The following is a 25,421-nucleotide window of genomic DNA, read 5'->3' on the forward strand; positions in this document are numbered from 1 at the left end:
TATATAAAAAATAAATTAAAAAAGATCGTTTTTTATTGACTGTTTGTGTGCTATTTAGTATATTAACATTCGGAAAATGGAAGGTGAGGGATGAATGATGAACAATCGTTACGATGTGATAGTTGTTGGAGCAGGTCCAACGGGAATTTTTACTTGTTATGAATTAACATTAAAACTACCTGGAGCACGTGTGTTACTAGTTGATAAAGGGCACGATATTTATAGACGAAATTGTCCAATTTTGCAGAAGAAAATTGAAAAATGTCCGCCACCGGTTGGAAAAAAAGATTACGCAGGTTGTTTACCTGCTTGTTCGATTACAAATGGATTTGGAGGAGCAGGGGCTTATTCAGATGGTAAGTTTAACATTACGAGCGAGTTCGGTGGATGGATGACAGATTATTTGTCTGATTCGACGGTGTTACAACTTATTCGCTACGTGGACGAAATCAACTTGAAGCATGGTGCTACGCATGCGTTGACTGATCCGCTTACAGATGAAGTGAGAGAAATTGAAAAGCGCGCTTATGCAGCTGGATTAAAATTGTTACGCGCACAAGTTCGTCATCTTGGGACAGAACAAAATTTAGAGATTTTAAAGAGCATATACGAATATTTGCGTAAACACATTGATATGATGTTTAAAGCAGAAGTAAATGATATTTTGACTGAAAAAATAGATGGCAAAAATCATGTGAAAGGAATTCAATTAAAAAACGGGGATATGATCTATGCGGATCGTGTCGTCATCGCCCCAGGACGTGATGGTTCAGCTTGGTTAACGAATATATTGAAACGACGTGGATTGAAAATGATCAACAATCAAGTTGATATTGGTGTACGTGTCGAAACGTCTAACGTCGTTATGGAGGAAATTAACACACATTTGTACGAAGGGAAGTTCATTTTTAATACATCCGTTGGGACACAAGTTCGGACGTTTTGCAGTAACCCTTCTGGTCATGTTGTTGTTGAAAACCATTCTGGCATTATGCTTGCGAACGGTCATGCGTATAAAGATCCGAAACTAGGAAGCAATAATACAAACTTTGCGCTTCTCGTTTCTCATAAATTTTCAGATCCGTTTGATCAACCGAACGAATACGCTCATCAAATTTCTCGCTTAGCCAATGCATTATCTAACGGTGGTATTATTGTGCAAAAATACGGAGATATTTTAAAAGGTAGACGCTCAACAGAAAAACGGATTAAAGAAGGATTCATCGAACCAACGTTAAAAGAAGCGGTTCCAGGGGATTTAGGTCTCGTTCTTCCTTACAATACGATGAAAAGTTTAATTGAGATGACAGAAGCATTGAACTATGTCACCCCAGGTATTGCGTCAGAACATACACTTTTTTACGGGGTAGAAGCAAAGTTTTATTCTGCCCGTCCAAAGTTAAGTGAACGTTTTGAAACGGAAATTACAGGACTATACGTTGGGGGAGACGGTGCAGGAATTACACGCGGTCTGGCGCAAGCAGGGGCATGTGGGGTATGGATTGCGCGACATATTGTAGAAACGTATAGCTAGCGAGCTAGTCTCGCTAGTTTTTCTTTTGTTAACATATATAAAAATAATGTTGACATAAATTTATTGATCGAATACGATTATTGGTAATTAGAAGTAAAAGGGGGAGAATAATGGATTGGTTATCGTTAGCAGATCGTGTATTAGATGGGGGAGAAATTACAGACAATGAGGCACTTGCTATACTAAATTGCCCCGATGATGAGCTGTTACTATTACTTCAAGGCGCTTATCGCATTCGGAAAACGTATTACGGAAATAAAGTGAAATTAAATATGATTATGAATGCAAAGTCGGGATTATGCCCTGAAAATTGTGGATACTGTTCCCAATCTTCTATATCAACTGCTTCGGTTCCGACATATAAAATGGTAAATAAAGATACGATTTTACAAGGAGCCAAGCGAGCGTATGAAGCGAAAATAGGAACATACTGCATTGTTGCAAGTGGAAGAGGTCCGAGCGATAAAGAAATTGATATTGTTGCATCTGCAGTGAAAGAAATTAAAGAAATGTATGGTTTAAAAGTATGTGCGTGTCTAGGAATATTAAAGCCAGAACAAGCGTTGCGCTTAAAGGAGGCGGGGGTCGATCGCTATAACCATAACATTAACACATCTAAAGAACATCATCCTCGCATTACGACTTCCCATACATACGATGACCGGGTACGTACGGTAGAAACGGTCAAGGAAGTAGGGATGTCCCCATGTTCAGGTGTGATCATTGGTATGAAAGAAACAAAACAAGATGTAATTGCGATGGCGAGGAGTTTAAAAGCGCTAGATGCGGATTCGATCCCTGTAAACTTTCTTCATGCGATTGATGGAACGCCGTTAGAGGGGACAAACGAATTACATCCGCGCTACTGTTTAAAAGTGTTGGCATTATTTCGATACACTAACCCTACGAAAGAAATTCGTATTTCTGGAGGCAGGGAAGTAAATTTACGCAGCCTGCAACCACTTGGTTTGTATGCTGCGAACTCCATCTTTGTTGGTGATTACTTAACGACTGCTGGACAAGAAAAACACGCTGATTTTCAAATGCTCGAAGATTTAGGATTTAAAATCGACTTTGCTCCAGCATCTTATGCGAGATAAAAAAGCCGACGTTGTGTCGGCTTTTTTATCTATACATATAATATTACTAATTACGATGCTCAACATTGGAGTGAAGTTCATGTGATATCACGAAAATTTGAAAATGAGCGATTGCGGCGAAAACAAGAAGAAAAAGAGATTATTGACGGTTTATTAGATATTTACAACGACTATAAATGGTTGTATGAATGGTTTGGTGACGAACGGTATGAACAGATGATGAAGCAAGTCGTTGGACAACTAAAAAAGTTTACTCAACGGAAACGACGCGAATAACGCTATATACATTGCCATAACAAATATATGAAATATGGAATACAAAAAAAGAATACGATGCAAAATAATGCATTCGTGATCGTTTCCATCCATTGATCAATTCGTTCGTCCATAAGCTTGTCCTCCGTTCCTTTTTACTTTCAACGTATGTGCACATAGCAGCAAATATACATAAAAACGGATGACATAAATGAATCATTTTTTCATAACATAATACAAAGGGGGCGATGTTGTGAAAGAAATTGAAGTCGTTATTGATACGGAAGAAATTGCGGAGTTCTTTTACAATGAACTTGTTCGGCGAGGCTTTGTCCCAACAGAGCGTGAAATTGAAGAAATGGCAGATATTATGTTTGATTATTTGATCGAAAAATGTATTATTGATGAAGAAATAATTGATGAATAAAACGGCGGTTGTTCCGTCGTTTTTTATTTGAAAGTTGAAACATTTTTCTTTTTTATTCGTAAAACATATAGAATGAAAAATAATGGGAGGTTGTTTTATGGGACTATTTAATAAAGTTTTAGCAAGTATTGGTATCGGGGCAGCAAAGGTGGATACGAAGTTACACGAGTCACAATTATCACTTGGTGAACGCATCACGGGAGTTGTGGAGGTGACAGGAGGAAATATAGACCAACAAATTGATGATATATATTTGTCTCTTTGTGCTACATATACAAAAGAGGTAGATGATCGAAAAGTAACGAAACAAGCAATCATTGAAAAGTGGAAAATTGCTCAGTCTTTTGTTATTCACGCCGGGGAAAAGAAACAATTTCCGTTTTCTTTTTCTCTTCCACTTGATACGCCCATTACAGTCGGAAGAACGAGAGTATGGTTACACACAGGACTTGACATAAAAAATGCGATCGATCCAACAGACGAAGATTATATTCGTGTTCAACCAACTAGAGTCATGAATGCGGTATTTCAAGTGATGGAAAACTTAGGGTTTCGCTTAAAAGAAGCGGAGTGCAAAGAGACCGCTTATGATGTCCGTAAACGGCTTCCATTTGTTCAAGAATTTGAATTTTTACCGGTTAGAGGTGAGTTTCGTGGAAAGCTTGATGAAGTGGAAATCATCTTTTTCCCACATGCACTAGATGAATGCGAATTACTTATCCAAGTCGATCGACGTGCACGCGGGTTAGCTGGATTATTTGCAGAGGCTCTTGATCTAGATGAAACATTTATCCGCGTCACCATTCATAAGCAGCATATTCAAACGTTACAAACAGATCTTGCTTCATTGATTCGACGATATGCTTAAAAGATTGGGAGCTCCCAATCTTTTTTGTGTAGAAATGTCGGAAGATGATATATATTCGACAAAAATAGTAAAAAAATGCAAAAGGAATCGACAAAACGAATCACTAATATGTTACGTAAAGAAGAAAGGGAGTGGATGTTAGTGATTCGGATGTTTATGGGAAAAATATTAAAATCCACACAATGTTACGACGTAACGCTATTTCAAACTCCGCAATTCGGTCAAACAAAGGGATATCGACAAGTGTATCGACTGACGGTCGATGGGGAAGATCATGATGACGTATTAGCTGAAGTTTATCGTATGTTTAACGTTCCTGATTTAGTACCGAAAGATTATGAAGCACGCTATGTCGGTACGGGGGACATTTTAATGATTGATGAAGGAAGATTTGGGCAATTTTTCTACCGCTTAAGTCCAGATGGATGGGAACGCATTCATCGCATGCATGTACGTTAAAAAATGTCTTTAAATGTTCACAAAATTGTGCTATATTGTATATAGACAATTAGCACAAGGTTAGGGTATGATAAAAAATTCCCCTTGTGCGTGCAAGGGGATTATTTTTTTCTTTTATTAGCATTGTACTCTTTATCGTGTGCTTCAGCTTCAGCGATTAACGTCTCTTTTGGAACGTGATTGTTTTTTTTCGGGCTATTGATGCGGTTGCGATGTTTTTTTCCCAATCGTAGTCCTCCTTTACATGTAGTCACATCCATTAACATCGACAAAATCGTAAAAAATATACATATGGGGTGGGAAAAGCGATGTTTGCGTTCATCATTTCTTCGATTGTCGGCATTATTGCGATTTTTTGTTCATTGTTTATTAAATTTGAATTAGAGAGGCTTATTGGAAAGAGGAAGAAAATTTTCTTGCTTCATTTTGCAAACATTAGCATCACTAATGTTGTTATTGCAAGCGCTTACTATGTATTTAGTGGAATGTTTGAAACGAATGCACATCCATTTTACCTCATTTATTTGGCATCTTTGGAAGCAATGTTACCGATTTATGTTGTTTGTTATTTAATATACGAGCATTACGAACAAGCGAAGAAAAAATATGTCGTAAGTGAAGATAAAAAAGTTTTATATGTAAAACCAAAGTATTTTCGGAAAATATCGTAACGAGGGGACTCCCCTCTTTTTTTATACATGAAAAACAAAGCTTTAGCGAAACATACAAGTGTGGTATAGTATATATGCAACGGTAAAGGTTAAAGGAGGATGTATATGAGCGTTCATATTGGTGCAAAAGAACATGAAATTGCGGATAAAATTTTACTTCCAGGAGACCCACTTCGCGCAAAGTATATTGCCGAGACGTTTTTGGAAGGAGCTACTTGCTATAATCAAGTTCGTGGTATGTTAGGATTTACAGGTACATATAAAGGACATCGAATTTCTGTTCAAGGGACAGGTATGGGAGTTCCGTCTATCTCTATCTATGTTACAGAATTGATGCAAAGTTATAACGTTCAAACATTAATTCGCGTGGGAACGTGCGGTGCGATTCAAAAAGATGTAAAAGTCCGAGACGTCATTTTAGCAATGGCATCTTCAACAGACTCACAAATAAATCGTATGACGTTCGGGGGAATTGATTATGCTCCAACGGCTAACTTCGACTTGCTGAAAACAGCATATGAAATTGGGAAAGAAAAAGGATTGCAACTAAAAGTTGGTAGTGTATTTACAGCTGACATGTTTTATAATGAAAATGCCCAATTTGAAAAACTAGCACGTTACGGTGTACTCGCTGTAGAAATGGAAACGACAGCGCTTTACACGTTAGCTGCCAAGTTTGGTAGAAAAGCGTTATCTGTCCTAACGGTGAGCGATCACATTTTAACAGGGGAAGAAACAACGGCTGAAGAGCGTCAAACGACATTCAATGAAATGATCGAAGTCGCACTTGAAACAGCGATTCGTCAATAAGATTCGTCAATAAAAAATGAAAGCTCTTGCGGAAGGCACTCCGCGGAGCTTTCTTCTATTCGTGAGGGAGAAAAATGAAAAAATGGATATGTTGCTGTTTAATTATAGTTAGTGGATGTCAATCATTTGGATCACTTGAACAAGAACAACAACCGTCTAAGCCCCCCGTACAAGTTGAAGAGCCATCTTCTAAAACACCGATACCATCTTCTGAAACGAAGGAACAAGAAGAGCTTGTACTTGAAGAACGATTTTGGAATCAAATCGAAGTACAAAATGGGGTAAAAGTCATCATGAATCCAGATAATGTGCTAGCTTTAGTAAATAAAGAACAGCAATTACCAGCTGACTACAAGCCAACTGACTTAGTCATTCCAAATGTTCCGTTTACGTTTAAAGAAACGAATATCGAAAAACGTCATATGCGCTCGGAAGCTGCCAAGGCATTAGAAGAGCTGTTTACAGCAGCGAAACAACAACAGATCGAGTTATATGCTGTGTCAGGATATCGTTCATATGAACGGCAACAACAACTATTCGCATCCGAAGTTCAACGATTAGGGGAAGAGAAAGCAGTTGTTGCCGTTGCGATGCCCGGAAAAAGTGAACATCAGACAGGACTGGCGATCGATATTACTAGTCCGAGTGTTCAATATACTATTACCCCCACATTTGGTGACACACGGGAGGGGAAATGGGTAGCTCAACATGCACATGAATTTGGTTTTATTATTCGCTATCCGAAAGGAAAGGAACATATTACGAAATATCAATACGAACCTTGGCATTTGCGTTATGTTGGTAAAAAAGCGGCCAAAGTCATTTATGAGAAACAAATTACGTTGGAAGAATATTTTCAAATCGTAAAGAAAATATAAGCTTACACACATTTAAATACGCGATATTTTTCGAATACAAGGGCCAGTTTTCTAGAAATGTATATATATAATTCCGATCGATACACGGCGATTAGTGCTTGACGGAAATGCATTTGTTTAACAAATAAATCAATTTGTTGTTTGGCGTATTTTATCGCTTGATGTTGTGAAATCATTTGTTTTTTTATAATTTTTAATTCGATTTCTTTCAATAATGACAATGAAAAGCGAAGGATCGTTGCCTCTGTTTGATCGATAAATTGCGAAATCATCGTTCTCATTCCTCCTTCGTGCATATTTACAATTTTGAAATATACTTTACAATACATTAACATATTTTATTTAAAAAAAATGTCGGAATGTGCGGTGAATTTTCGACAAAAAAGAGCCACTGTGTGAAAGTGGCTCCCTTTTTATAACACAATCGCTGCAATCCATGCGAAAATAATGACAGGAATGTTGTAATGAATAAATGTTGGGACACATGTATCCCAAATGTGATGATGTTGACCGTCAACGTTCAAGCCTGATGTTGGACCAAGCGTGCTATCGGAGGCAGGTGATCCAGCATCACCAAGTGCACCAGCCGCACCAATAATTGCAATGGTTGCCATTGGGCTAAGCCCAAGCTTCATACAGAGTGGAACGAAAATTGTTGCGATAATCGGAACAGTAGAAAACGAAGATCCAATTCCCATCGTAATCAGTAGTCCGACAATTAACATAAGCAATGCGCCAAGCGTTGCGTTATGACCAATAAGTGAAGCGGCTTGTTCAACGAGTTTCTCAATGTGGCCAGTTTGTTTCAATACATTGGCGAATCCTGAGGCGCTTAACATCACAAACCCAATGAACGCCATCATGCGCATACCTTCTGTTAATAGACGATCGCTCTCTGCTAAACGAATGCATCCGCTTAAATAAATGACGACGATTCCTGCAAATGCTCCAAAAATCATGGAATCGAGAGCAAGTTGTACGGTTAAAGCGATGATGACAGCAATAATCGCAAACCACACTCCGCGTTGTTGGAACGATTGAGTACCTTCACTTTCTAATTTTACTTGTTTATATGTGCGCGGTTTTCGATATGTGAAAAAAGCAAAGAGTAAACCAACGATCATTCCAAGTGAAGGTAAAAACATCGCTTTTGGAATATCTGATTTTGCAACGGCTAATCCACCTTGAGCCATATTTGATTGTACAATGTCATGAAAAATGGCTCCAAATCCGGTAGGTAGCCACATATAAGGCGTAATTAAGCCGAATGTAATGATTGATGCTACTAACCGACGATCCACTTGCAATTCATTTAAGACGTGCAAAAGTGGTGGAATCAAAATAGGAATAAATGCAATATGGATTGGGATTAAGTTTTGTGAAAAACAAGACATTAATAAAATGACCAGAAGAACAAGCGCTTTGGAATATTGTGCCCTTTTTCCTTCTCCTTGTTTTCCGACGATTTTTATAATGATATGAACAATGGCGTTCGGTAATCCCGTTTTGGAAATAGCGATCGCAAATCCACCTAACAATGCATAACTTAAAGCGACTTCCGCGCTATTTCCTAATCCTTCTGAAAATACTTCAATCGTTTTCGAAAGACCAAGATTTCCGATCCATCCCCCTACTAATGATGCGATTAGTAATGAAAATACAACGTTCGTTCTCATTAAACTAAGAATGAGCATGACGAGTACTGAGACGACAACAGCATTCATAATATGACCTCCGCAAAATACTTTAGTTTGATAAATTGGTAGAGTGATGAAACACTAAACAATCTATCACATTTATCAAGCAGCCGTCAACAATAAATTTGGTTAAAGGCAATGTTATTGCATTTTCCCTAATGTTCTTCAATAAACCAATTTTGTTGCTATAGACCCACACAATATATGCTTGTTACAATGTTAACGCAAAAATGTTCAAGAAGTTGGTGAATATATGACGCAAATGAAACCAGAATTAGGGGCATGGGTCAGTATTGGCGCTTATATTGTTTTATCTTTAGCAAAGTTGTACGTTGGATATGTGTCAAATTCTGAAGCATTAAAAGCAGATGGATGGAATAACTTTACTGATATTCTTGGTTCGATTGCTATTTTAATTGGATTGCTCATTGCGAAAAAACCGCGCGATGACAACCATCCGTACGGTCATTCGCGTGCGGAACATATTTCGTCTTTAATTGCAGCGTTTATTATGATGTCTATTGGTGTTGATGTGCTAATCAATGCATTGCAAACATTGAAAGATAGAGAGTATGTTCAACCAGATTGGATAGCGGTATGGACAGCAGGTGCTTCAGCTATATTTATGTTTTTTGTATATATGTTTAATAAACGTTTAGCTTTAGTAACAAATAGTCAAGCACTTGCTGCTGCAGCTAAAGATCATTTATCTGACGTGCTTGTTAGTGTAGGAACTGTCGTCGGTGTGGTTGGCGCTCAATTACATATGCGTTGGCTTGACCCAGTTACTGCTTTTGTTATTGGATTTATGATTTGCAAGACAGCATGGGATATTTTCAGGGAAGCGTCCCATACGTTGACGGACGGTTTTGATGATGAAATGTTAAGGCGATATAAACAGGAGATTGAGCGTATTGACGGTGTAAAACAAGTGGTTGATATTAAAGGGCGGATGTACGGCAATGAAGTGGTGATAGATGTTACCATTTGTGTTGCTCCGTATTTAAGTGTTGTAACAAGTCATGACATTGCTGATCAAGTGGAGCGGTTGCTTGAACAAAAATATGGCGTTGTTTATGCCCATGTGCATATTGAGCCTTATGCACAAGACCATGTTTTTCATGGGGAGTGAGATGAAGAAAGGAGTTACAAAATGGAAAATGAAAAACTCGGAACGATTTATGCATTGCTTGCTTATGTATTGTGGGGAATATTGCCTTTATATTGGAAAATGTTAGAACATATCAAAGCGGAAGAGATTTTATCTTATCGGATTGTCGCTTCCTTTTTGTTTATGCTTGCGTTGTTACTTATTCAAAAAAGCGGACTTGCATTTTTTCATACATGTCGATTGTTATGGCAAGAAAAAAAGCGGGTAACAGCTTTAATTGCTGCATCATTGCTCATTAGTACGAATTGGTTTATTTACATATGGGCTGTCAATCATGATCATATGGTTGAAGCGAGTTTAGGATATTACATGAATCCGTTGATAAACGTATTATTAGGTGTCGTTGTATTAAAAGAACGCCTCTATAAATGGCAAATCGTATCCCTTATTTTAGCAGCTTCTGGGGTTGTGGGTATGACGATTGAATATGGGAAAATTCCATGGATTGCGCTTTCGCTTGCATGTAGCTTCTCATTGTATAGTCTTGTGAAAAAGGTTATTTCCGTTGATGCAACAATTGGCTTAACTGTTGAAACGATGCTTGCGACCCCTTTGGCGCTCATATTTATTATTCATTCGTTTGGACAACTGCACGACGCTTCTTTTTTGTTTACAACGATGCTATTACTTATAGGGGCTGGACCAGCAACCGCATTGCCCCTTTTGTATTTTGCTAAAGGGGCACAACATATTTCACTAACTCTTTTAGGATTTTTACAATATATTTCACCGACATTAAGCTTACTGCTAGGAGTGTTTTTATTTCATGAGCCGTTTACAAATGCTCATATATATGCATTTAGCTGCATTTGGACTGCGTTGATTTTATTTTCAATTTCTAGTACTTGGGAAAAAAGAAAAGAAAAGTCATTAAACATGTAGCGTCTGTCCGAAGTGACAGACGTTTTTTTACCCATTTTTTCAAAAACTATAACGTTTTTCTTAGTAGTTGAATAGGTTGTTAGTACAAGAAGGAGGTGTCAAAAGATGAGTGGAGGACATCATCATGGCGGTGGCTTTGCGTTAATTGTTGTATTGTTTATTTTGTTAATCATTGTTGGCAGTGCTTATATTGGTGGCTGGGGATATTAATTAAACAATAAAGGGGGAAGTATGTTATGTACGGATATGGATGTGGCTATGGCTATGGTTATCCAGGATACGGGAAAACATTTGTGCTCATCGTTGTACTCTTTATCTTGCTTATTATCGTTGGTGCGGCTTGGTGCTAAAGAGCAAGAGGGGTTTCCCTCTTGCCTTTATGCATGTTTCCATTTTTGACGTAGCCGTATGAATAATAAACTAGCACCTGAAGCTAAGCCAATAATAAGACCAAGCCAATATCCAAACGGTCCGGCAACGGTATAATGAGCTAGTGCATATCCAACCGGCAAGCCGACTAACCAATAAGATACAAGCGCAATGAAAAAAGGAAATCGAACATCTTTGTACCCCCGTAATGCCCCTTGAATTGGTGCGGCAATGGCATCGGAAAGTTGGAAAAATAGGGCATATAACAAAAATTGCTTCGTCCATTGCAACACATGTTTATCATTCGTATATAGGGAAGCGATCGTTTCACGAAATAACAATAGAACGATAGAGGCAGCAATAGCCATTGTTACGGCGAAAGTAATGCCAACCATGCAATAACGTTTTGCATGCCCCAAGCGATTGGCTCCCACTTCAAAGCCGACAATAATCGTTAAAGTGAGAGAAATGCTCAATGGAATCATGTATAAAAGTGAAGCAAAATTCATCGCTGCTTGATGGGCAGCGATTGCCGTTGTTCCGAATTCACTCATTAACAAGGTGACAGCTGAAAAAATGCTTGTCTCAAAAAAAATTGACAGTCCAATGGGTGTGCCGATCGACACTAATTGTTTCCAAGTAGAAAACGAAATGGGACTGAGTTTTTTTAGTATATTGTATGTGGAAAAAGGTTTACGAAAGCGAATGAGCAAAAATGCACATAACAATAAGCACCAATACGTTATGCTTGTAGCGTATCCTGCTCCTACTCCACCGAATGCAGGTACACCCCATCGTCCGAAAATAAATATATTATTCAATAAAATGTTTAATGGCAACGAACATAGCGTTAACGTCATTGTAACTTTTGTTTGACCGAGAGCATCCATAAAGGATCGGAGAACGTAATAAATAAAAATTGGAACAATGCCAATACATAGTGCTTGTAAATATTGATAGGCAACGGTTTGCACACTGCTCTCAATATACATGTTTTCCAATAAAACAGGAACAAGAAAATAAATAATTGTCAACACAAAGCAGGCAAAGACGATCGCTACGTATACTGCCTGCTCAACTACTTTAGAAATATGTTTGTGTTCTTTCGCGCCAAACGATTGAGAAACGATTGGGGTTAGACCCGTTAAGATCCCCCCAATTCCCGTAAATATAGCAACCCAAATGTTTGAGCCAATGGCTACACCTGCTAAATCAACAGCACTATATTTCCCAGTCATCGTCACATCAAAAAAGTTCATCATATATAAGCTTATTTGTGTGAGAAAAATCGGAAATAGTATATGTAAAAATTGTTTTATTTTCTCTTTTAACGTATATGTTTCTTTCATGGGTTCCTCCAAATGCATGCAAAAAATGTGGACAAACGATATTATAACACACCATTTTTATATATTCATAGATAACCCTCTTGCTTTTCATGTTAAGTTTTGTTACATTAAAAAAGTCGTTTTTTTATTTATTAGAACATTAGGTGAGGTGACGAATATGGAATTATTACAAACGGCTGTATCATTTTTAAACAACATATTATGGTCGTATGTTCTTATCGCTCTTTTAATTATCTTCGGTTTGTACTTTACATTCCGTACAAAATTTGTTCAATTTCGTTATTTCGGAGAAATGTTCCGTGTCATTACAGAAGGACCGGAGAAAACAGGTGGGATTTCTTCGTTACAAGCGTTTTTTATGAGTACAGCGTCTCGCGTTGGAACAGGTAACTTAGCCGGTGTAGCGTTAGCCATTTCTGTGGGCGGACCTGGTGCGGTATTTTGGATGTGGTTAATCGCTTTAATTGGCGGTGCATCAAGTTTTGTAGAGAGCACGCTTGCCCAAATTTATAAGGTTAAAGATGGAAAAAGTTATCGCGGTGGTCCGGCATATTACATTGAGCAAGGGTTGAAAAAACGTTGGTTAGGTGTATTATTTGCTATCTTAATTACGTTTTCATTTGGTCTTGTATTTAACTCTGTCCAAGCAAATACAATTACATTCGCATTTGAACATGCTTTTCAAATGGACCGGACAGTGATTGGTGTTGTACTTACAATTTTGACCGCATTTATTATTTTTGGTGGTGTGCATCGCGTGGCGAAAGCATCATCGATTATTGTACCAGTGATGGCTGGTTTATACTTATTAATTGCGTTTTATGTTGTACTTACAAATATCACCGAATTACCAGCGGTCTTTGCTTTAATTTTTAAAAACGCATTTGGTATCGAACAGGCAGTTGGTGGCGGATTCGGTGCAGCAATCATGATGGGAATTAAACGTGGATTATTCTCGAATGAGGCAGGAATGGGTAGTGCGCCAAACGCTGCAGCGACAGCAGAAGTTTCTCATCCTGTAAAACAAGGGTTAATTCAAACGTTAGGTGTATTTGTTGATACATTAGTTGTGTGTAGTGCCACGGCGTTTATGATTTTATTATCAGGCGATTACATGAAAGAAGGGCTCGATGGAATTACTTTAACGCAAACAGCGTTAAGCACACATATTGGTGAGTGGGCAAAAGGATTTGTTGCAGTAAGTGTATTTTTATTCGCATACAGCTCAATTATCGGAAACTACTATTATGGTGAAACAAATATTGAATTTATTCGTTCAAGCAAAATGTCGTTGCTGATGTATCGTCTTGCTGTATTAGGAATGGTCGTTTGGGGTTCTGTATCGAGCATTCAAATCGTGTGGGACTTAGCTGATTTATTTATGGCATTTATGGTGATTGTGAATTTAATTTCGATTTTCTTGCTCGGCCGAGTTGCCTTTGCTGCATTACAAGACTATATGTTGCAACGAAAACAAGGAAAAAATCCTGTATTTTACGCGCGGAATATCGGTGTAGATCATGAAGTAGAATGTTGGAAAGAAGAACAAATGAATTGGAAAAAAGAAGCGTAAAAATGAGGCTGCAATCATGCAGCCTCATTTTTTTGAATAAGCTGGTAGCTCAATAATAAAACATGAGCCGTGACCAAGTTCACTTTGCACACGCATCGATCCTTTATGAAGTTCAACAATTTTTCGCGACAAAGATAAACCAAGACCTGTTCCGGTGGTCTTTGTCGAAAAAAACGGATCAAAAACATGATGAATAATGGTCGGAGGAATTCCGGGTCCATCATCACACACATAAATTTGAGCAAGGTTATTGCGCAGTTTCGTTTCAATATTTACACGCAACGATTTTTCTGTCTTTGCTTCAATGGCATTGCGAACTAAGTTAATGAACACTTGCAACAGCTGATTTTTATCAATGTAAACAACATAATGTTTTAATTTTTTATCTAAACGGTACGAAAGTTCTACATTATGGAGAAGCGCTTCACTTCTAAGTAAAAGATCTAAATCATGTTGAATGAATTCATTGATTTCAATCCATTCTGCTTTTACCTCACTTGGTTTTGCAATGTTTAAAAAGTCTGTAATAATGTCGTTGGCTCGATCAAGTTCTGGGATTAAAAGTTGGTCAATAAGCGTGACGATATGCTCAGGTAGTTGTTCTTTTAAAAACTGTAAATATCCTCGCACAGTTGTTAATGGATTTCGAATTTCATGGGCAATTCCTGCAGCAATTCGTCCAGCAATCGCCAGCTTCTCTGCTTCTTTCATTTGATTCAGTGATTGAAACATACTAATGACACGTTTAATCGACCCATCTTCGTTATATAAAATACGCGTATTAATGATGCCGTAATATCGATCAAGCACTTCGCAATTGTAAAGAGGTTGTTTTGTCCGCAACGTTTTTAACGTCATAATTTGTTCGTCAGGAATGTTTAGTAATTCCCGAATATGTTTGCCTATGATCTTATCCCGATTGATGCCAACATCGTTCGCGGCTTGCAAGTTACATAACGTAATGATTCCTTCAGCGTCAACAAAAACGATATGGTGAGAAACAAGATCAAAAATAGGAGCTAAAAATTGTTCCACTTGTTCAAACGGATAATCTTTTTGTAAATCAATATTCCATTTTAGAATCGGAGTTTGATTGTTATCCTTTTCTATTGTTTCAATTGTTGGAGAAAGTACATTTCTTTCCTTTTTCATTACTTTTCCAAGTGCATAATCGATGTATGAAAACGGAAAGTTAACGTGTTCAACAAAACGTTTATACAATGTTAGTTCTTCCTCAAGCTCATTTATTTTTTGTTTTAGTTTTTCATAACTTTCCATACTTTTAACTCCTCATTTTCACTATTCCTATGTTGAAGTTTAACGCAAAATGAATGAATCGACTAGTATGTAAATAAAATTTTATAAAACTATGTTCTAAATGAAAACGGTGATAAACGAAAATAGAAATGAATAAGATGAGAAAGAAAAATAAGAAAGGGGAGAGAAAATGACACCTCAGTTTATGGCTTTCATTGACCCTTACGTTTATCAAACGTTACAAGCGATTAGAGGAAAAGAAGTAGTGATTGAAACTGTGCGAGGAAATGTACACGGTACAATCCAAGACGTGAAACCTGATCATATTGTGTTAAGAAGTAACGACACCCTCTTTTTTGTGCGTATACAACAAATCGTGTGGATCATGCCGAAATAAAAGGGGGAGACTAGATGTTTACAAGAATAAATAAACTACAAATTGAGCTGCCGAAATCCACATACGCAGATGCAAAGGCAGCAGCAGCAGTTCAAGAGTTGCTTGGTGGAAAATTCGGAGAAATGTCAACATTAAACAATTATTTATTTCAGTCATTTAACTTTCGTGAAAAGAAAAAACTAAAGCCTTTTTACGACTTAGTTGCGAGTATTACAGCAGAAGAATTAGGTCATGTAGAACTTGTAACAGCGGCCATTAATTTATGTCTAACTGGCACGACATATGAAGGAGCGCCTGATGTCACACCGATGCAAAATGGGGCAGATCAACGAAATACGTACCATTTTATCGCTACGGCGCAAACAGCGTTGCCTGGAGATTCAATGGGAAAATCATGGTCAGGGGATTACGTTTTCAATAGTGGAAACTTAGTGTTAGACTTGCTACACAATTTTTTCCTCGAGTGTGGTGCACGCACACATAAAATGCGTGTATATGAGATGACGGATCATCCTGTTGCGCGAGAAATGATTGGTTATTTACTCGTACGAGGAGGGGTTCATATTATGGCATATGCCAAAGCTCTTCAAATTGTTACAGGGGTTGATATGACAAAAATGTTACCAATCCCTAATTTAAGTAACGATAAATTTGATGCAGCCAAGAAGTATGAAGCACAAGGTTGGCATAGAAAATTGTACACGTTTAGCGAACATGATTATGAAGATGTCAAACAAATTTGGAAAGGTACGCATCCGCTTGATGGAGGACAGCTTGAAGTTATTCAAGGTACGCCAGCAGGTGGCCCAATTCCAGATTTAGAAGCTGTTGAGGAAACCTTTGCCCCAGGTATTTCATACGAAGATTTTCTTGAAATCGCGAAACGTCTGCAACGATCTGCCGGATTGTAATAAGCTGTGCCGAGGGCATAGCTTTTTCTTTTGTACATTTTAATTAATTAAACTATGTTCTAAATAATCAATGTAAACAAAAAGAAAAAACAATCAACAATTGATTGCTTAATTAAAAATAACATATAATAAAGAAGATACAAAGGAGGATGAAAACTATTGGTCTCGCTACAACATATTGAAGAAGCTTATCAACGAATGAAAACCGTTGTTCATAAAACTCCTCTTGAATTTTCTCAAACATTTAGCCGTTTATCAAATAATCGAGTATACATGAAATTAGAAAATTTACAGAAAACAGGTTCATTTAAAGTACGAGGATCATATAACAAAATCATGTCATTGAGTGATGAAGAAAAAAACCGAGGAGTTATTGCAGCTTCGGCAGGAAACCATGCTCAAGGAGTTGCTTACTCAAGCAACATGATCGGTATCCCATGCACAATTGTCATGCCTAAGGGAGCACCATTAAGTAAAATTCAAGCAACACAAAGTTACGGTGCAAACGTCATTCTACACGGAGACGTATTTGATGAATCGCTGGAATATGCTCGAAAGTTACAACTAGAAACAGGAGCAACGTTTGTTCACCCTTTTGACGATCCAGCTGTTATCGCTGGGCAAGGTACGATCGGACTAGAATTATTTGAACAGCTAGATGATATTGATGCAGTCATTTGTCCAGTTGGAGGAGGCGGTTTGCTCGCTGGTATAGCAATTGCGATGAAACAGAAAAAACCATCTGTCCGTGTATACGGCGCTGAATCGACTGCTTGCGCGAGCACGACAGCAGCGAAACAACATAATCAGCCAGTTATGATTAATCCATTAAATACAATCGCGGATGGCATCGCTGTTAAGCGAATTGGGGATTTAACGTTTTCATACATACAAAAATATGTCGACGATATTGTTTGTGTGGAAGAAACCGATATTTCACGAACGATGTTATATTTACTCGAACGAAATAAATTACTTGTTGAAGGTTCGGCGGCTTGCTCACTAGCGGCTTTATTGTATAAAAAAATTCCACTTGAAGGAAAAAATATCGTCGCAATTTTAAGCGGTGGGAATGTCGATGTCACACTTATTTCACGTATCATTGAACGAGGACTTGTTGAGTCAGGACGCTTTGTTACATTTGCGACAGTTATTTCTGATAAACCAGGACAACTCAATAAGTTGTTGCGCATTATCGCCGATTTAGAAGCCAATGTCATGTCTATTGATCATCAACGAATGGGCACAAACGTTCTTCCAGGACAAGCAGAAGTTCGATTCTCTCTTGAAACAAAAAATAGGGAGCATATTAATCAAATTCAACATGTGTTAATCGAATCTGGTTACACCATTCGCCGCCTTGACTAAAAATGTGAATCGTCTATCTTTTTTCTCTCCACGTAAAACAATGCTTTCAAACTAACATATTTTCTACTATTATTAAATTAAATAAACGCTTGATTTAAAGGTGGGGAGAACAAAATGAAACGAATGGAATTTTTTATCGTTCCGCATCCGAGAGGAACCGTGCGAGTAGACGTATACAAAAAAAATGGATCATACGAAGCACATGCAAAGTTTAAAGATGTGGCTACAGCACAAGCGAGCGGAAACGATAAACATTTAGCAGTATTGCAAGCGCTACATGAGCTCGCTAAATTTTTAAATAAATATAAAGGTTCCTGAAGGAGGAAATCGCTGATGATTCATTTGAATTGGCATGAGCGTCCAACAATTAAAATAGTTGTATGCAACCATACGAATGCAGAAAAATACATCGTACATAACGTATTAACACCAGGCAAAGAGTATGAAGTAAAAAATGAAACAGATGATTTTTATTTTATTATCGATAACCGTGGCAAAGTTGGCGGATATTATAAGCATTATTTTACAGAAAAAGCGGTATAATACCGCTTTTTTTCATTTTTAACACATTCATTTCAAATAAACTTCACAAATATGTAGTACATTGGACTACGGATGGAACGAAAAAGGGGGATTTTTAGCAATGAAAAAATGGGTTATTTTATTGATTGCAGCCTTTGTTTTTGGGTTAACAGGGTGCAACAACAATCAAGCAGAGGACAAGCAAAATGGGACGAAACAAACGGAAGAAAACAAAGAAACAAAACAAGAAGATGTGTTTACGAAAGCAGCAACGGCTGAGCCAGATGAAAACACGATGTGCGTATTTTGTAATATGAAAGTATATCCGAAAGAACATGAGCTTGGAAAATTTACTGCCAAATCTGCAACTGAAAACGGTAACGTATTGTTTTTTGATGACATCGGCTGTTTATTTAACTATGAACGAGATCACGGTGAAGCTACAAAAAAATATGTACGTGATTACAATACATTAGAATGGATTGAATTACAAAACGCGACAGTGGTGAAAGCAGATATTAAAACACCGATGAACTACGGATATGCGTTTTTTGCAAAGAAAGAAGATGCTGATAAATTTATAAGTGAACAATCGAATGCAATGATTGTATCATGGGCCGATGTTGACAAAGTCGCTCACGAACGTTATATGAAAAAGAAACAAATGATGCAAAATAAAAATGATGGACAAGGTCACGGTCATAGCGACAATATGCAACAAGATGGTCATCAAGATGGAAATATGAACAACGATGGACATAGCCATAATTAAAAGCTGCCTTTTGGGCGGCTTTTTAATTTTTTAGAAACTATTTACAAAAACCGTGTTATTTAATATAATACAGTTATTACAATTAGTACAGAAAAGGAAAGGGGGGACGATATGTTTGATCTTGATTTGCGGAGCCGAAAACCGATTTATGAACAACTGATCGAAAAAATGAAGGAAATGATTATTCACGATGTGCTGAAACCGAATGAGCAACTTCCATCCGTTCGTTTGCTTGCCAAACAGTTAACCATTAATCCAAATACCATTCAAAAGGCATATCGAGAGTTAGAAAGGGAAGGGTATATTTACTCTATTCCGGGTAAAGGAAGTTTCGTCGCCAACAAAAAAGAGGCGATTTACGATGAAAAAGTCAAACAACTAGAGGAAAATATACTTAAACTATGTCAGGAAGCATTTTATATCGGGGTAAAAAAAGAGCAAATTTTTTCGATTGTTGAACGCGCAGAACGTGCGATACGAGGAGGAGAGGAAGATGATTCAAATTCATGATGTAAGCAAACGATTTGGAGAGTTCGAGGCGATTAAAGATGTAACATTTTTCGTTCCAAAAGGATCAATTTATGGGTTACTTGGATCAAATGGTGCCGGAAAAACAACACTTGATATCCCGGAAGTAAAAATTATAAGAAATATAAAACAAGTCCCGATATATGATTGGACACCAGAAATGATTGAGCGTGAAAAAGAAAAAATAATCGTTCATGATAAAAAGAAAATTGAACAATGTTTACAAATGGCTGATGGAGGAGGAGGGGATTATATTGTAGGTATTTACTATAAAAATGGTCATATTGACATACAGTCATTTTCCAAACATCTCGTCCCTCCATTTGTTGATTAAAAGGCCTGTGTATTCAGGTCTTTTTCTTTGTTGGCAAATAGGGGGGATATTCGGTAATATATTGTTATTCATGATAAAAAATAGAGAGGTTGACTAGTTGTGAGACGAATTGAACTATTAGCACCAGCCGGAGATTGGGATTGCCTTCGTGCCGCTGTTGCAAACGGTGCAGATGCCATTTATTTTGGTGTCGATAAATATAATGCGCGTGTACGGGCAAAAAATTTTCGCATGGAAGAATTAAAGGATGTCATGGCTTATTTGCATAAATACAATGTTCGCGGATATGTCACTTTTAATATTTTAGTTTTTGAAAATGAACTAGAAGAAGCAAAACAGTTAGTTGAAGCATGTATAGATGCAGGAGTAGATGCGCTCATCGTACAAGATTTAGGACTTGTTCAACTCATTCGTGATATGTCGCCTGATTTTCCAATTCATGGATCGACGCAAATGACCATCACATCTCCAGAAGCGGTTGAATTTTTAAAGCCGTATCATTTAGAAGTCATGGTACTCGGTCGGGAAAATAATTTAACACACATTCAAAAAATTGCCGAGAAAACAAATGTGCCGTTAGAAGTTTTTGTTCACGGAGCACTTTGTGTATCATATTCCGGACAATGTTTAACATCGGAAATGTGGGGTGGGCGTTCTGCTAATCGTGGCGAGTGCGCCCAAGCTTGTCGTCTTCCATACGATTTAATCGTTGATGGCGAACAAAAAGAAATGGGAAACGTAGCTTATTTACTTTCACCAAAAGATTTAGCTGCTCTTGATCTCGTCCCGGAGCTCATTGAGGCAGGAGTAAGCACATTTAAAATCGAAGGACGATTAAAATCCCCAGAATATGTAGCGAATGTTGTCAGCAAATACCGAAAAGCGATTGATGAATATTTAGCAGGACGCCATTATACTCCTTCACCAGAGGAAATACGTGAACTTCAGCAAAGTTTTAGTCGTGGATTTACACATGGCTTTTTAAAAGGAACGAACAACAAACAGCTTGTTGACGGAACATTCCCGAAAAGCCGTGGCGTATTTCTTGGGACGGTCAAAAAAGTATTAAAAGACGGGGTTTTATGTGAACTGCAAGCCCCATTAAAACGTGGGGATGGCATCGTCTTTGATGCAGGCCGCCCAGAAGAAAAAGAAGAAGGCGGTCGCGTGTATGACTTACGAAAACACGGAAAAAAAGTCGAGGGGGAAGTCGAAAAAGGGCTTGTTGAAATCATCCCTGGTCGACATGACGTTAATTTAACACGCGTACGTGTCGGAGATCGCATTTGGAAAACAAGTGACCAAGAGCTTGAGCGTCGTTTGCGTAAAACATTTGAAACCGAGCGACCATATCAGTTGTTTCCGCTAACTGTGCGTGTGTACGGTGAAGCAGGAAAACCGCTCATTTCAACATGGCGCGATGAAACGACAGGCAATGAAGTAATCGTTCAATCTGATCAGTTGTTAGATGTTGCTCAAAAGCGACCACTAACATTAGACTTTATAAAAGAACAATTTGGAAGATTAGGGGGAACAATTTTTGAACTAAAAGATGTTCACATGCATATTACAGGTAATGTGATTCTTCCTGTTAAAGAATTAAACCGAATAAGAAGACAAGCTGTTGAACAACTTATTGAACAAAGACAACGTCCACGGTTATACAGCAAACAACCGATTGATTTGACATCTCCTTATCGGCAAAAACAACGAGCAGAGAACCCTTGTTTAATGGCGCTTTGCCGTACGCTTGAACAAGTCGAAGCGGTATGTGATACAGATGTCGAAATGGTGTATGCTGATTTCGAATTTACAACCGATTATCCGAAGGCTGTACAGATTGCACGAACTGCAAATAAGCCAATTGCTTTAGCCACTCCACGCATTCATATGCCTGGAGAAAATGGAATTTTGAGAGGAATTTTAAAAGCCGAGCCAGATGCCATTTTAGTGCGAAGTTTAGGAGCTGTACAATATTATACGAGTCAATCAGTTGAGCAAACGTTAATTGGTGATTTTTCACTTAATATTTCAAACCATCTGTCTGCACAATTGTTTTTATCCCGAGGACTTGATCGTATTACCCCTTCATATGATTTAAACATCCAACAAATGATTGATTTACTTGAAGCGGCACCAACAGAACATGTTGAAATTGTCATTCATCAGCACTTGCCGATGTTTCATACGGAGCATTGTGTATATTGTACATTTCTAAGTGAAGGAACCGATTTTACAAACTGTGGGCGACCATGTGAAAAACATCGGGTATCCTTACGTGATCGCATCGGTATGCTTCATCCTGTTCGTGTCGATATCGGCTGCCGCAATACGGTGTACAATGCGATCGAGCAATCTGGTGCCGAATACATTCCGAACTTTTTATCGCTCGGTGTTCGTTCATATCGTATTGAGTTTTTGGAAGAGTCGCCGAAAAAAGTAGAAGAAGTCGTCAGTTTATATCGTGAAGCGCTTGAGGGCAAACGAAGCGGTACAAGCGTATGGCGTACACTAAAAGCCATTAATCAACTTGGTGTCACACGCGGACAGCTAATCAAAAAATAAGCGGGCTTAAGTCTCGCTTATTTTTTCATATGTGTACATTTTGCTATAATAGTAAATGAATGAAAAGAGAAAGGGTGATTTCTATGCCAGCTGTTGAATCAAATATGTTTCCGTTAGGGGAAAAAGCGCCATCGTTTGAGCTTGTTAACGTCATCAACGGACAAACCGTTCGTCTGGAAGATGTCAAATCGGATATTGCGACGGTAATTATGTTTATTTGCAACCATTGCCCATTTGTAAAACATATTCAAGAAGAACTTGTTCGTTTAGCTCATGATTATCAACCAAAAGGAGTTTCGTTTATCGCGATCAATTCAAACGATGTGGAAAAATATCCAGATGATTCCCCTGAAAAAATGAAAAAGATGGCCGAACAGCTTGGCTATCCATTTCCATATTTATTTGATGAAACACAAGAGGTAGCGAAAGCATATCAAGCTGCATGCACACCGGATTTCTACATATTTGATGGTGAACTACAATGTGTTTACCGTGGTCAACTCGATGATTCACGACCAGGTAACGGAATCCCGGTTACAGGTTCTTCGATTCGATCAGCTTTAGACGCATTGCTATTAGATAAACCTGTTCCGAAAGAACAAAAGCCAAGCATCGGTTGCAGTATCAAATGGAAAGAAAAATAAAAAAAACATTTGACTTTTTGTTTTTAAGCCTATATACTTAAGAAGTACCATTTCGTTCGTTATATCAATGATCGTTATAAGTTGCACCTTTGTCGGGTTCATCTTATAAGGACTTGACAGAAGTGTAGCTTTTGTTTTATGAGTAATGAAACGGTGGTCAATTTTTAAAATTGTTTTGGAGGAATTTCACATGAACACAGGTAAAGTAAAATGGTTTAACGCAGAAAAAGGTTTTGGATTCATTGAGACGGACGGAGGTACAGACGTATTCGTTCACTTCACAGCGATCCAAGGTACTGGATTCAAAACGTTGGAAGAAGGCGAAAAAGTAACATTTGACATCGTGAATGGTAACCGTGGGCCGCAAGCGGCAAACGTCCAAAAAGCATAAATAGTCAAACGTACGGGATCTCGCTTTTCGTGAGATCCCGTTTTTATATGCAACAAAACAAATTCTCACTGGCACAGCTTCGGAGCTGTAAGGACGGAAGAGAGGTAGGGTTTCCGTCGTTTTTGTTTGTTCGGACACGCTCATAGAGAGCGTGTTCTTTTTTTAATAAAAATACAGAAAATTTGATAAAAAACTATTGAAAAAAGAAGAATGATTACATATAATAAACTCATGTTATAAAATTATACATAAGAATGTGAGGTAATGTAACATGAGTGAATTGCTCGTTTCTGAACAAACAACTATTTCAGCAATTGAACAAATTAAAGAGATCATAAAACAAAAACACGTTGAACTGTTGCATTTGCAATTTGTTGACATTGAAGGAGTCTTAAAACACGTCACAGTTACAACGGAACAACTCGATGACGTAGTAGAAGGAAAAATCATGTTTGACGGCTCTTCAATTAAAGGTTTTTCACCAATCAATCGCTCAGATTTATATTTACTTCCCGATTTACAAACGTTTGCGGTATTACCATGGACTGTAGAAGACGGATATGCAGAAGCTCGTTTTCTTTGCTCTGTCATCAACCCAGACGGAACGTTATTTGAAGGAGATCCACGTAACGTACTGAAAAAAACAGTTGAACGTGCGAAACAAAAAGGATACACGATTTCCGTCGGTCCAGAATTAGAGTTTTTCTTATTTAAAACTGACGAAAATGGCAATCCTACAACGACGCCACAAGATAACGGCGGATACTTTGAACCGTCACCTAAAGATCTCGGTGAACGTGTCCGCCTAGACATTTATCGCGCATTAAAGGCGATGGGATTTACAATTGAGGCTTCACACCATGAAGTTGCTGAAGGGCAACATGAAATTAATTTCAAATATGCCGATGCCCTCGGTGCTGCGGATAATGCCACAACATACAAATGGGTTGTAAAAACGATCGCTAAAAAATACGGATTGCATGCTACGTTTATGCCAAAACCGATTTTCGGTATTAATGGTTCAGGAATGCATGTGAACATTTCGTTATTTAAAGACGGCGAAAATGCTTTCTTTGATCCATCGGACGACAATCAATTATCTGAAACAGCATACCAATTCATTGCTGGTTTATTGCAAAACGTGAAAAATTTCGCAGCCATTACAAACCCACTTGTAAACTCATATAAACGTCTTGTCCCAGGATATGAAGCACCTTGTTATATTGCATGGTCAGCATCGAACCGCTCCGCACTTATTCGCATTCCTGCGAAACGAGGATTGGCAACACGCGTTGAGCTTCGTTGTCCTGATCCATCTGCCAATCCATACTTAGCGTTTGCAGTCATTGCTGAAGCAGGACTTGATGGAGTAGAAAAACAACTCACTTGTCCAGCACCAATTGATGAAGACATTTTCCATATGACGGTTGAACGCCGTGCGGAGCTTGGTATCGAAAATCTTCCAGGTAGTTTAGGGAAAGCGATTGAAGAGTTAGAAAATGGAACAATTGGACGTCATACGTTAGGTAACCACGTATTTGGTGAGTATGTCGCAATGAAAAAGAACGAATGGGATAGCTATCGAACAGCAGTTCATGCTTGGGAAATCGAACATTATCAAGCGAAATTTTAAAAGCGAGCGATTGTGCTCGCTTTTTGCATGTTTTCATTATGCGTTTGAACAACAAA

30 protein-coding genes and 1 pseudogene are annotated in these 25,421 nt (G+C 38.0%); 26 read left to right on the top strand and 5 right to left on the bottom strand.

Translation table 11 applies throughout. From position 1 onward, the window contains the following. Window positions 1–97 precede the first annotated feature (97 nt). The 6 genes from ASC42_RS07860 to ASC42_RS07880 all read left to right on the top strand — a co-directional run bounded on the left by ASC42_RS07860 (window position 98) and on the right by ASC42_RS07880 (window position 4,643). Window positions 98–1,534: an NAD(P)/FAD-dependent oxidoreductase gene (locus ASC42_RS07860; RefSeq protein ID WP_055441328.1), complete on the top strand. Its 1,437-nt coding sequence runs from the start codon at window positions 98–100 to the stop codon at window positions 1,532–1,534. 107 nt (window positions 1,535–1,641) lie between these two features. After that, complete coding sequence (gene bioB / locus ASC42_RS07865) at window positions 1,642–2,634, top strand: biotin synthase BioB (RefSeq protein ID WP_055441329.1); 993 nt, start codon at window positions 1,642–1,644, stop codon at window positions 2,632–2,634. A gap of 81 nt (window positions 2,635–2,715) precedes the next feature. Next, window positions 2,716–2,910: a hypothetical protein gene (locus tag ASC42_RS07870; RefSeq protein WP_032101791.1), complete on the top strand. Its 195-nt coding sequence runs from the start codon at window positions 2,716–2,718 to the stop codon at window positions 2,908–2,910. A 232-nt stretch (window positions 2,911–3,142) separates the two neighbouring features. Continuing rightward, on the top strand, window positions 3,143–3,316 hold the full coding sequence (locus ASC42_RS13700; RefSeq protein ID WP_069201725.1) for a YozD family protein: 174 nt from the start codon (window positions 3,143–3,145) through the stop codon (window positions 3,314–3,316). Window positions 3,317–3,413: 97 nt separating this feature from the next. Beyond that, window positions 3,414–4,184 carry a sporulation protein gene (locus ASC42_RS07875; protein ID WP_055441295.1) on the top strand — a complete coding sequence of 257 codons (771 nt, stop codon included), beginning with the start codon at window positions 3,414–3,416 and terminating at the stop codon, window positions 4,182–4,184. Window positions 4,185–4,292: 108 nt separating this feature from the next. Then, window positions 4,293–4,643 (top strand): hypothetical protein, encoded by a 351-nt coding sequence (locus ASC42_RS07880; RefSeq protein WP_052009637.1) that lies wholly within the window; start codon window positions 4,293–4,295, stop codon window positions 4,641–4,643. A gap of 101 nt (window positions 4,644–4,744) precedes the next feature. On the opposite strand, the gene ASC42_RS14355 is transcribed toward ASC42_RS07880, so the two are convergent. Then, a complete protein-coding gene (locus ASC42_RS14355; RefSeq protein WP_280790529.1) occupies window positions 4,745–4,870 on the bottom strand; it encodes a hypothetical protein in 126 nt (41 codons plus the stop codon). An 81-nt stretch (window positions 4,871–4,951) separates the two neighbouring features. Between ASC42_RS14355 and ASC42_RS07885 the strand changes: the two genes are divergently transcribed. The 3 genes from ASC42_RS07885 to ASC42_RS07895 all read left to right on the top strand — a co-directional run bounded on the left by ASC42_RS07885 (window position 4,952) and on the right by ASC42_RS07895 (window position 7,002). Then, window positions 4,952–5,314: a hypothetical protein gene (locus ASC42_RS07885; protein ID WP_055441296.1), complete on the top strand. Its 363-nt coding sequence runs from the start codon at window positions 4,952–4,954 to the stop codon at window positions 5,312–5,314. A 105-nt stretch (window positions 5,315–5,419) separates the two neighbouring features. Continuing rightward, a complete protein-coding gene (gene deoD, locus ASC42_RS07890) occupies window positions 5,420–6,124 on the top strand; it encodes a purine-nucleoside phosphorylase (protein WP_055441297.1) in 705 nt (234 codons plus the stop codon). A gap of 74 nt (window positions 6,125–6,198) precedes the next feature. Beyond that, window positions 6,199–7,002: a M15 family metallopeptidase gene (locus tag ASC42_RS07895; protein WP_055441298.1), complete on the top strand. Its 804-nt coding sequence runs from the start codon at window positions 6,199–6,201 to the stop codon at window positions 7,000–7,002. A gap of 2 nt (window positions 7,003–7,004) precedes the next feature. On the opposite strand, the gene ASC42_RS07900 is transcribed toward ASC42_RS07895, so the two are convergent. Together ASC42_RS07900 and ASC42_RS07905 are read right to left on the bottom strand one after the other, a co-directional pair. After that, the gene (locus ASC42_RS07900; protein ID WP_055441299.1) at window positions 7,005–7,337 is read right to left on the bottom strand and encodes a hypothetical protein; all 333 of its coding nucleotides are present in this window, start codon (window positions 7,335–7,337) and stop codon (window positions 7,005–7,007) included. A 78-nt stretch (window positions 7,338–7,415) separates the two neighbouring features. After that, window positions 7,416–8,726, bottom strand: coding sequence for a Na+/H+ antiporter family protein (locus ASC42_RS07905; RefSeq protein WP_055441300.1), 1,311 nt, complete (start codon window positions 8,724–8,726; stop codon window positions 7,416–7,418). 226 nt (window positions 8,727–8,952) lie between these two features. Between ASC42_RS07905 and ASC42_RS07910 the strand changes: the two genes are divergently transcribed. The 4 genes from ASC42_RS07910 (at window position 8,953) to ASC42_RS13710 (ending at window position 11,102) form a co-directional block, all read left to right on the top strand. Continuing rightward, complete coding sequence (locus ASC42_RS07910) at window positions 8,953–9,831, top strand: cation diffusion facilitator family transporter (protein WP_055441301.1); 879 nt, start codon at window positions 8,953–8,955, stop codon at window positions 9,829–9,831. Window positions 9,832–9,852: 21 nt separating this feature from the next. Beyond that, a complete protein-coding gene (gene rarD / locus ASC42_RS07915) occupies window positions 9,853–10,752 on the top strand; it encodes an EamA family transporter RarD (protein WP_055441302.1) in 900 nt (299 codons plus the stop codon). A gap of 105 nt (window positions 10,753–10,857) precedes the next feature. Continuing rightward, window positions 10,858–10,962 (top strand): YjcZ family sporulation protein, encoded by a 105-nt coding sequence (locus ASC42_RS13705; protein ID WP_021094060.1) that lies wholly within the window; start codon window positions 10,858–10,860, stop codon window positions 10,960–10,962. A 26-nt stretch (window positions 10,963–10,988) separates the two neighbouring features. Next, window positions 10,989–11,102 (top strand): YjcZ family sporulation protein, encoded by a 114-nt coding sequence (locus ASC42_RS13710; RefSeq protein ID WP_003398685.1) that lies wholly within the window; start codon window positions 10,989–10,991, stop codon window positions 11,100–11,102. A gap of 27 nt (window positions 11,103–11,129) precedes the next feature. Here ASC42_RS13710 and ASC42_RS07920 read toward each other — a convergent pair whose 3' ends face one another. Further along, the gene (locus ASC42_RS07920) at window positions 11,130–12,470 is read right to left on the bottom strand and encodes an MATE family efflux transporter (protein ID WP_055441303.1); all 1,341 of its coding nucleotides are present in this window, start codon (window positions 12,468–12,470) and stop codon (window positions 11,130–11,132) included. Window positions 12,471–12,627: 157 nt separating this feature from the next. On the opposite strand from ASC42_RS07920, the gene ASC42_RS07925 reads away from it, so the two are divergent. Continuing rightward, on the top strand, window positions 12,628–14,043 hold the full coding sequence (locus tag ASC42_RS07925) for an alanine/glycine:cation symporter family protein (RefSeq protein WP_055441304.1): 1,416 nt from the start codon (window positions 12,628–12,630) through the stop codon (window positions 14,041–14,043). A gap of 24 nt (window positions 14,044–14,067) precedes the next feature. Here ASC42_RS07925 and ASC42_RS07930 read toward each other — a convergent pair whose 3' ends face one another. Further along, on the bottom strand, window positions 14,068–15,321 hold the full coding sequence (locus tag ASC42_RS07930) for a two-component system sensor histidine kinase NtrB (RefSeq protein WP_055441305.1): 1,254 nt from the start codon (window positions 15,319–15,321) through the stop codon (window positions 14,068–14,070). Window positions 15,322–15,490: 169 nt separating this feature from the next. On the opposite strand from ASC42_RS07930, the gene ASC42_RS07935 reads away from it, so the two are divergent. The 12 genes and pseudogenes from ASC42_RS07935 to glnA all read left to right on the top strand — a co-directional run bounded on the left by ASC42_RS07935 (window position 15,491) and on the right by glnA (window position 25,365). Then, window positions 15,491–15,697, top strand: a complete 207-nt coding sequence (locus tag ASC42_RS07935; RefSeq protein WP_055441306.1) for a YuzF family protein — start codon at window positions 15,491–15,493, stop codon at window positions 15,695–15,697. Window positions 15,698–15,711: 14 nt separating this feature from the next. Beyond that, a complete protein-coding gene (locus ASC42_RS07940) occupies window positions 15,712–16,608 on the top strand; it encodes a manganese catalase family protein (RefSeq protein ID WP_055441307.1) in 897 nt (298 codons plus the stop codon). Between the two features lie 159 nt (window positions 16,609–16,767). Further along, the gene (gene ilvA / locus ASC42_RS07945) at window positions 16,768–17,976 is read left to right on the top strand and encodes a threonine ammonia-lyase (protein ID WP_055441308.1); all 1,209 of its coding nucleotides are present in this window, start codon (window positions 16,768–16,770) and stop codon (window positions 17,974–17,976) included. 114 nt (window positions 17,977–18,090) lie between these two features. Continuing rightward, entirely contained in the window at window positions 18,091–18,294 is a 204-nt protein-coding gene (locus tag ASC42_RS07950) for a hypothetical protein (protein WP_032101777.1), read from the top strand. Window positions 18,295–18,309: 15 nt separating this feature from the next. After that, complete coding sequence (locus tag ASC42_RS07955; RefSeq protein WP_032101776.1) at window positions 18,310–18,519, top strand: DUF6501 family protein; 210 nt, start codon at window positions 18,310–18,312, stop codon at window positions 18,517–18,519. A gap of 100 nt (window positions 18,520–18,619) precedes the next feature. After that, a complete protein-coding gene (locus ASC42_RS07960) occupies window positions 18,620–19,270 on the top strand; it encodes a nitrous oxide reductase accessory protein NosL (RefSeq protein ID WP_055441309.1) in 651 nt (216 codons plus the stop codon). Window positions 19,271–19,381: 111 nt separating this feature from the next. Beyond that, window positions 19,382–19,780, top strand: coding sequence for a GntR family transcriptional regulator (locus ASC42_RS07965; protein WP_055441310.1), 399 nt, complete (start codon window positions 19,382–19,384; stop codon window positions 19,778–19,780). Further along, window positions 19,764–19,896, top strand: a pseudogene (locus ASC42_RS14140) (ATP-binding cassette domain-containing protein); the annotation flags it as partial. The gene ASC42_RS07965 and the pseudogene ASC42_RS14140, both read left to right, overlap by 17 nt. 335 nt (window positions 19,897–20,231) lie before the next feature. Continuing rightward, window positions 20,232–22,697, top strand: a complete 2,466-nt coding sequence (locus ASC42_RS07975) for a U32 family peptidase (RefSeq protein WP_055441312.1) — start codon at window positions 20,232–20,234, stop codon at window positions 22,695–22,697. A gap of 83 nt (window positions 22,698–22,780) precedes the next feature. Beyond that, on the top strand, window positions 22,781–23,341 hold the full coding sequence (locus ASC42_RS07980) for a thioredoxin family protein (RefSeq protein ID WP_055441313.1): 561 nt from the start codon (window positions 22,781–22,783) through the stop codon (window positions 23,339–23,341). Window positions 23,342–23,531: 190 nt separating this feature from the next. After that, window positions 23,532–23,732: a cold-shock protein gene (locus ASC42_RS07985; RefSeq protein WP_003398700.1), complete on the top strand. Its 201-nt coding sequence runs from the start codon at window positions 23,532–23,534 to the stop codon at window positions 23,730–23,732. 271 nt (window positions 23,733–24,003) lie between these two features. Then, window positions 24,004–25,365 carry a type I glutamate--ammonia ligase gene (gene glnA / locus ASC42_RS07990; protein ID WP_055441314.1) on the top strand — a complete coding sequence of 454 codons (1,362 nt, stop codon included), beginning with the start codon at window positions 24,004–24,006 and terminating at the stop codon, window positions 25,363–25,365. The last annotated feature ends 56 nt before the right edge of the window (window positions 25,366–25,421 follow it).

It is taken from the genome of Anoxybacillus suryakundensis (genome assembly GCF_001418025.1).
Lineage (GTDB): Bacteria > Bacillota > Bacilli > Bacillales > Anoxybacillaceae > Anoxybacillus > Anoxybacillus tengchongensis.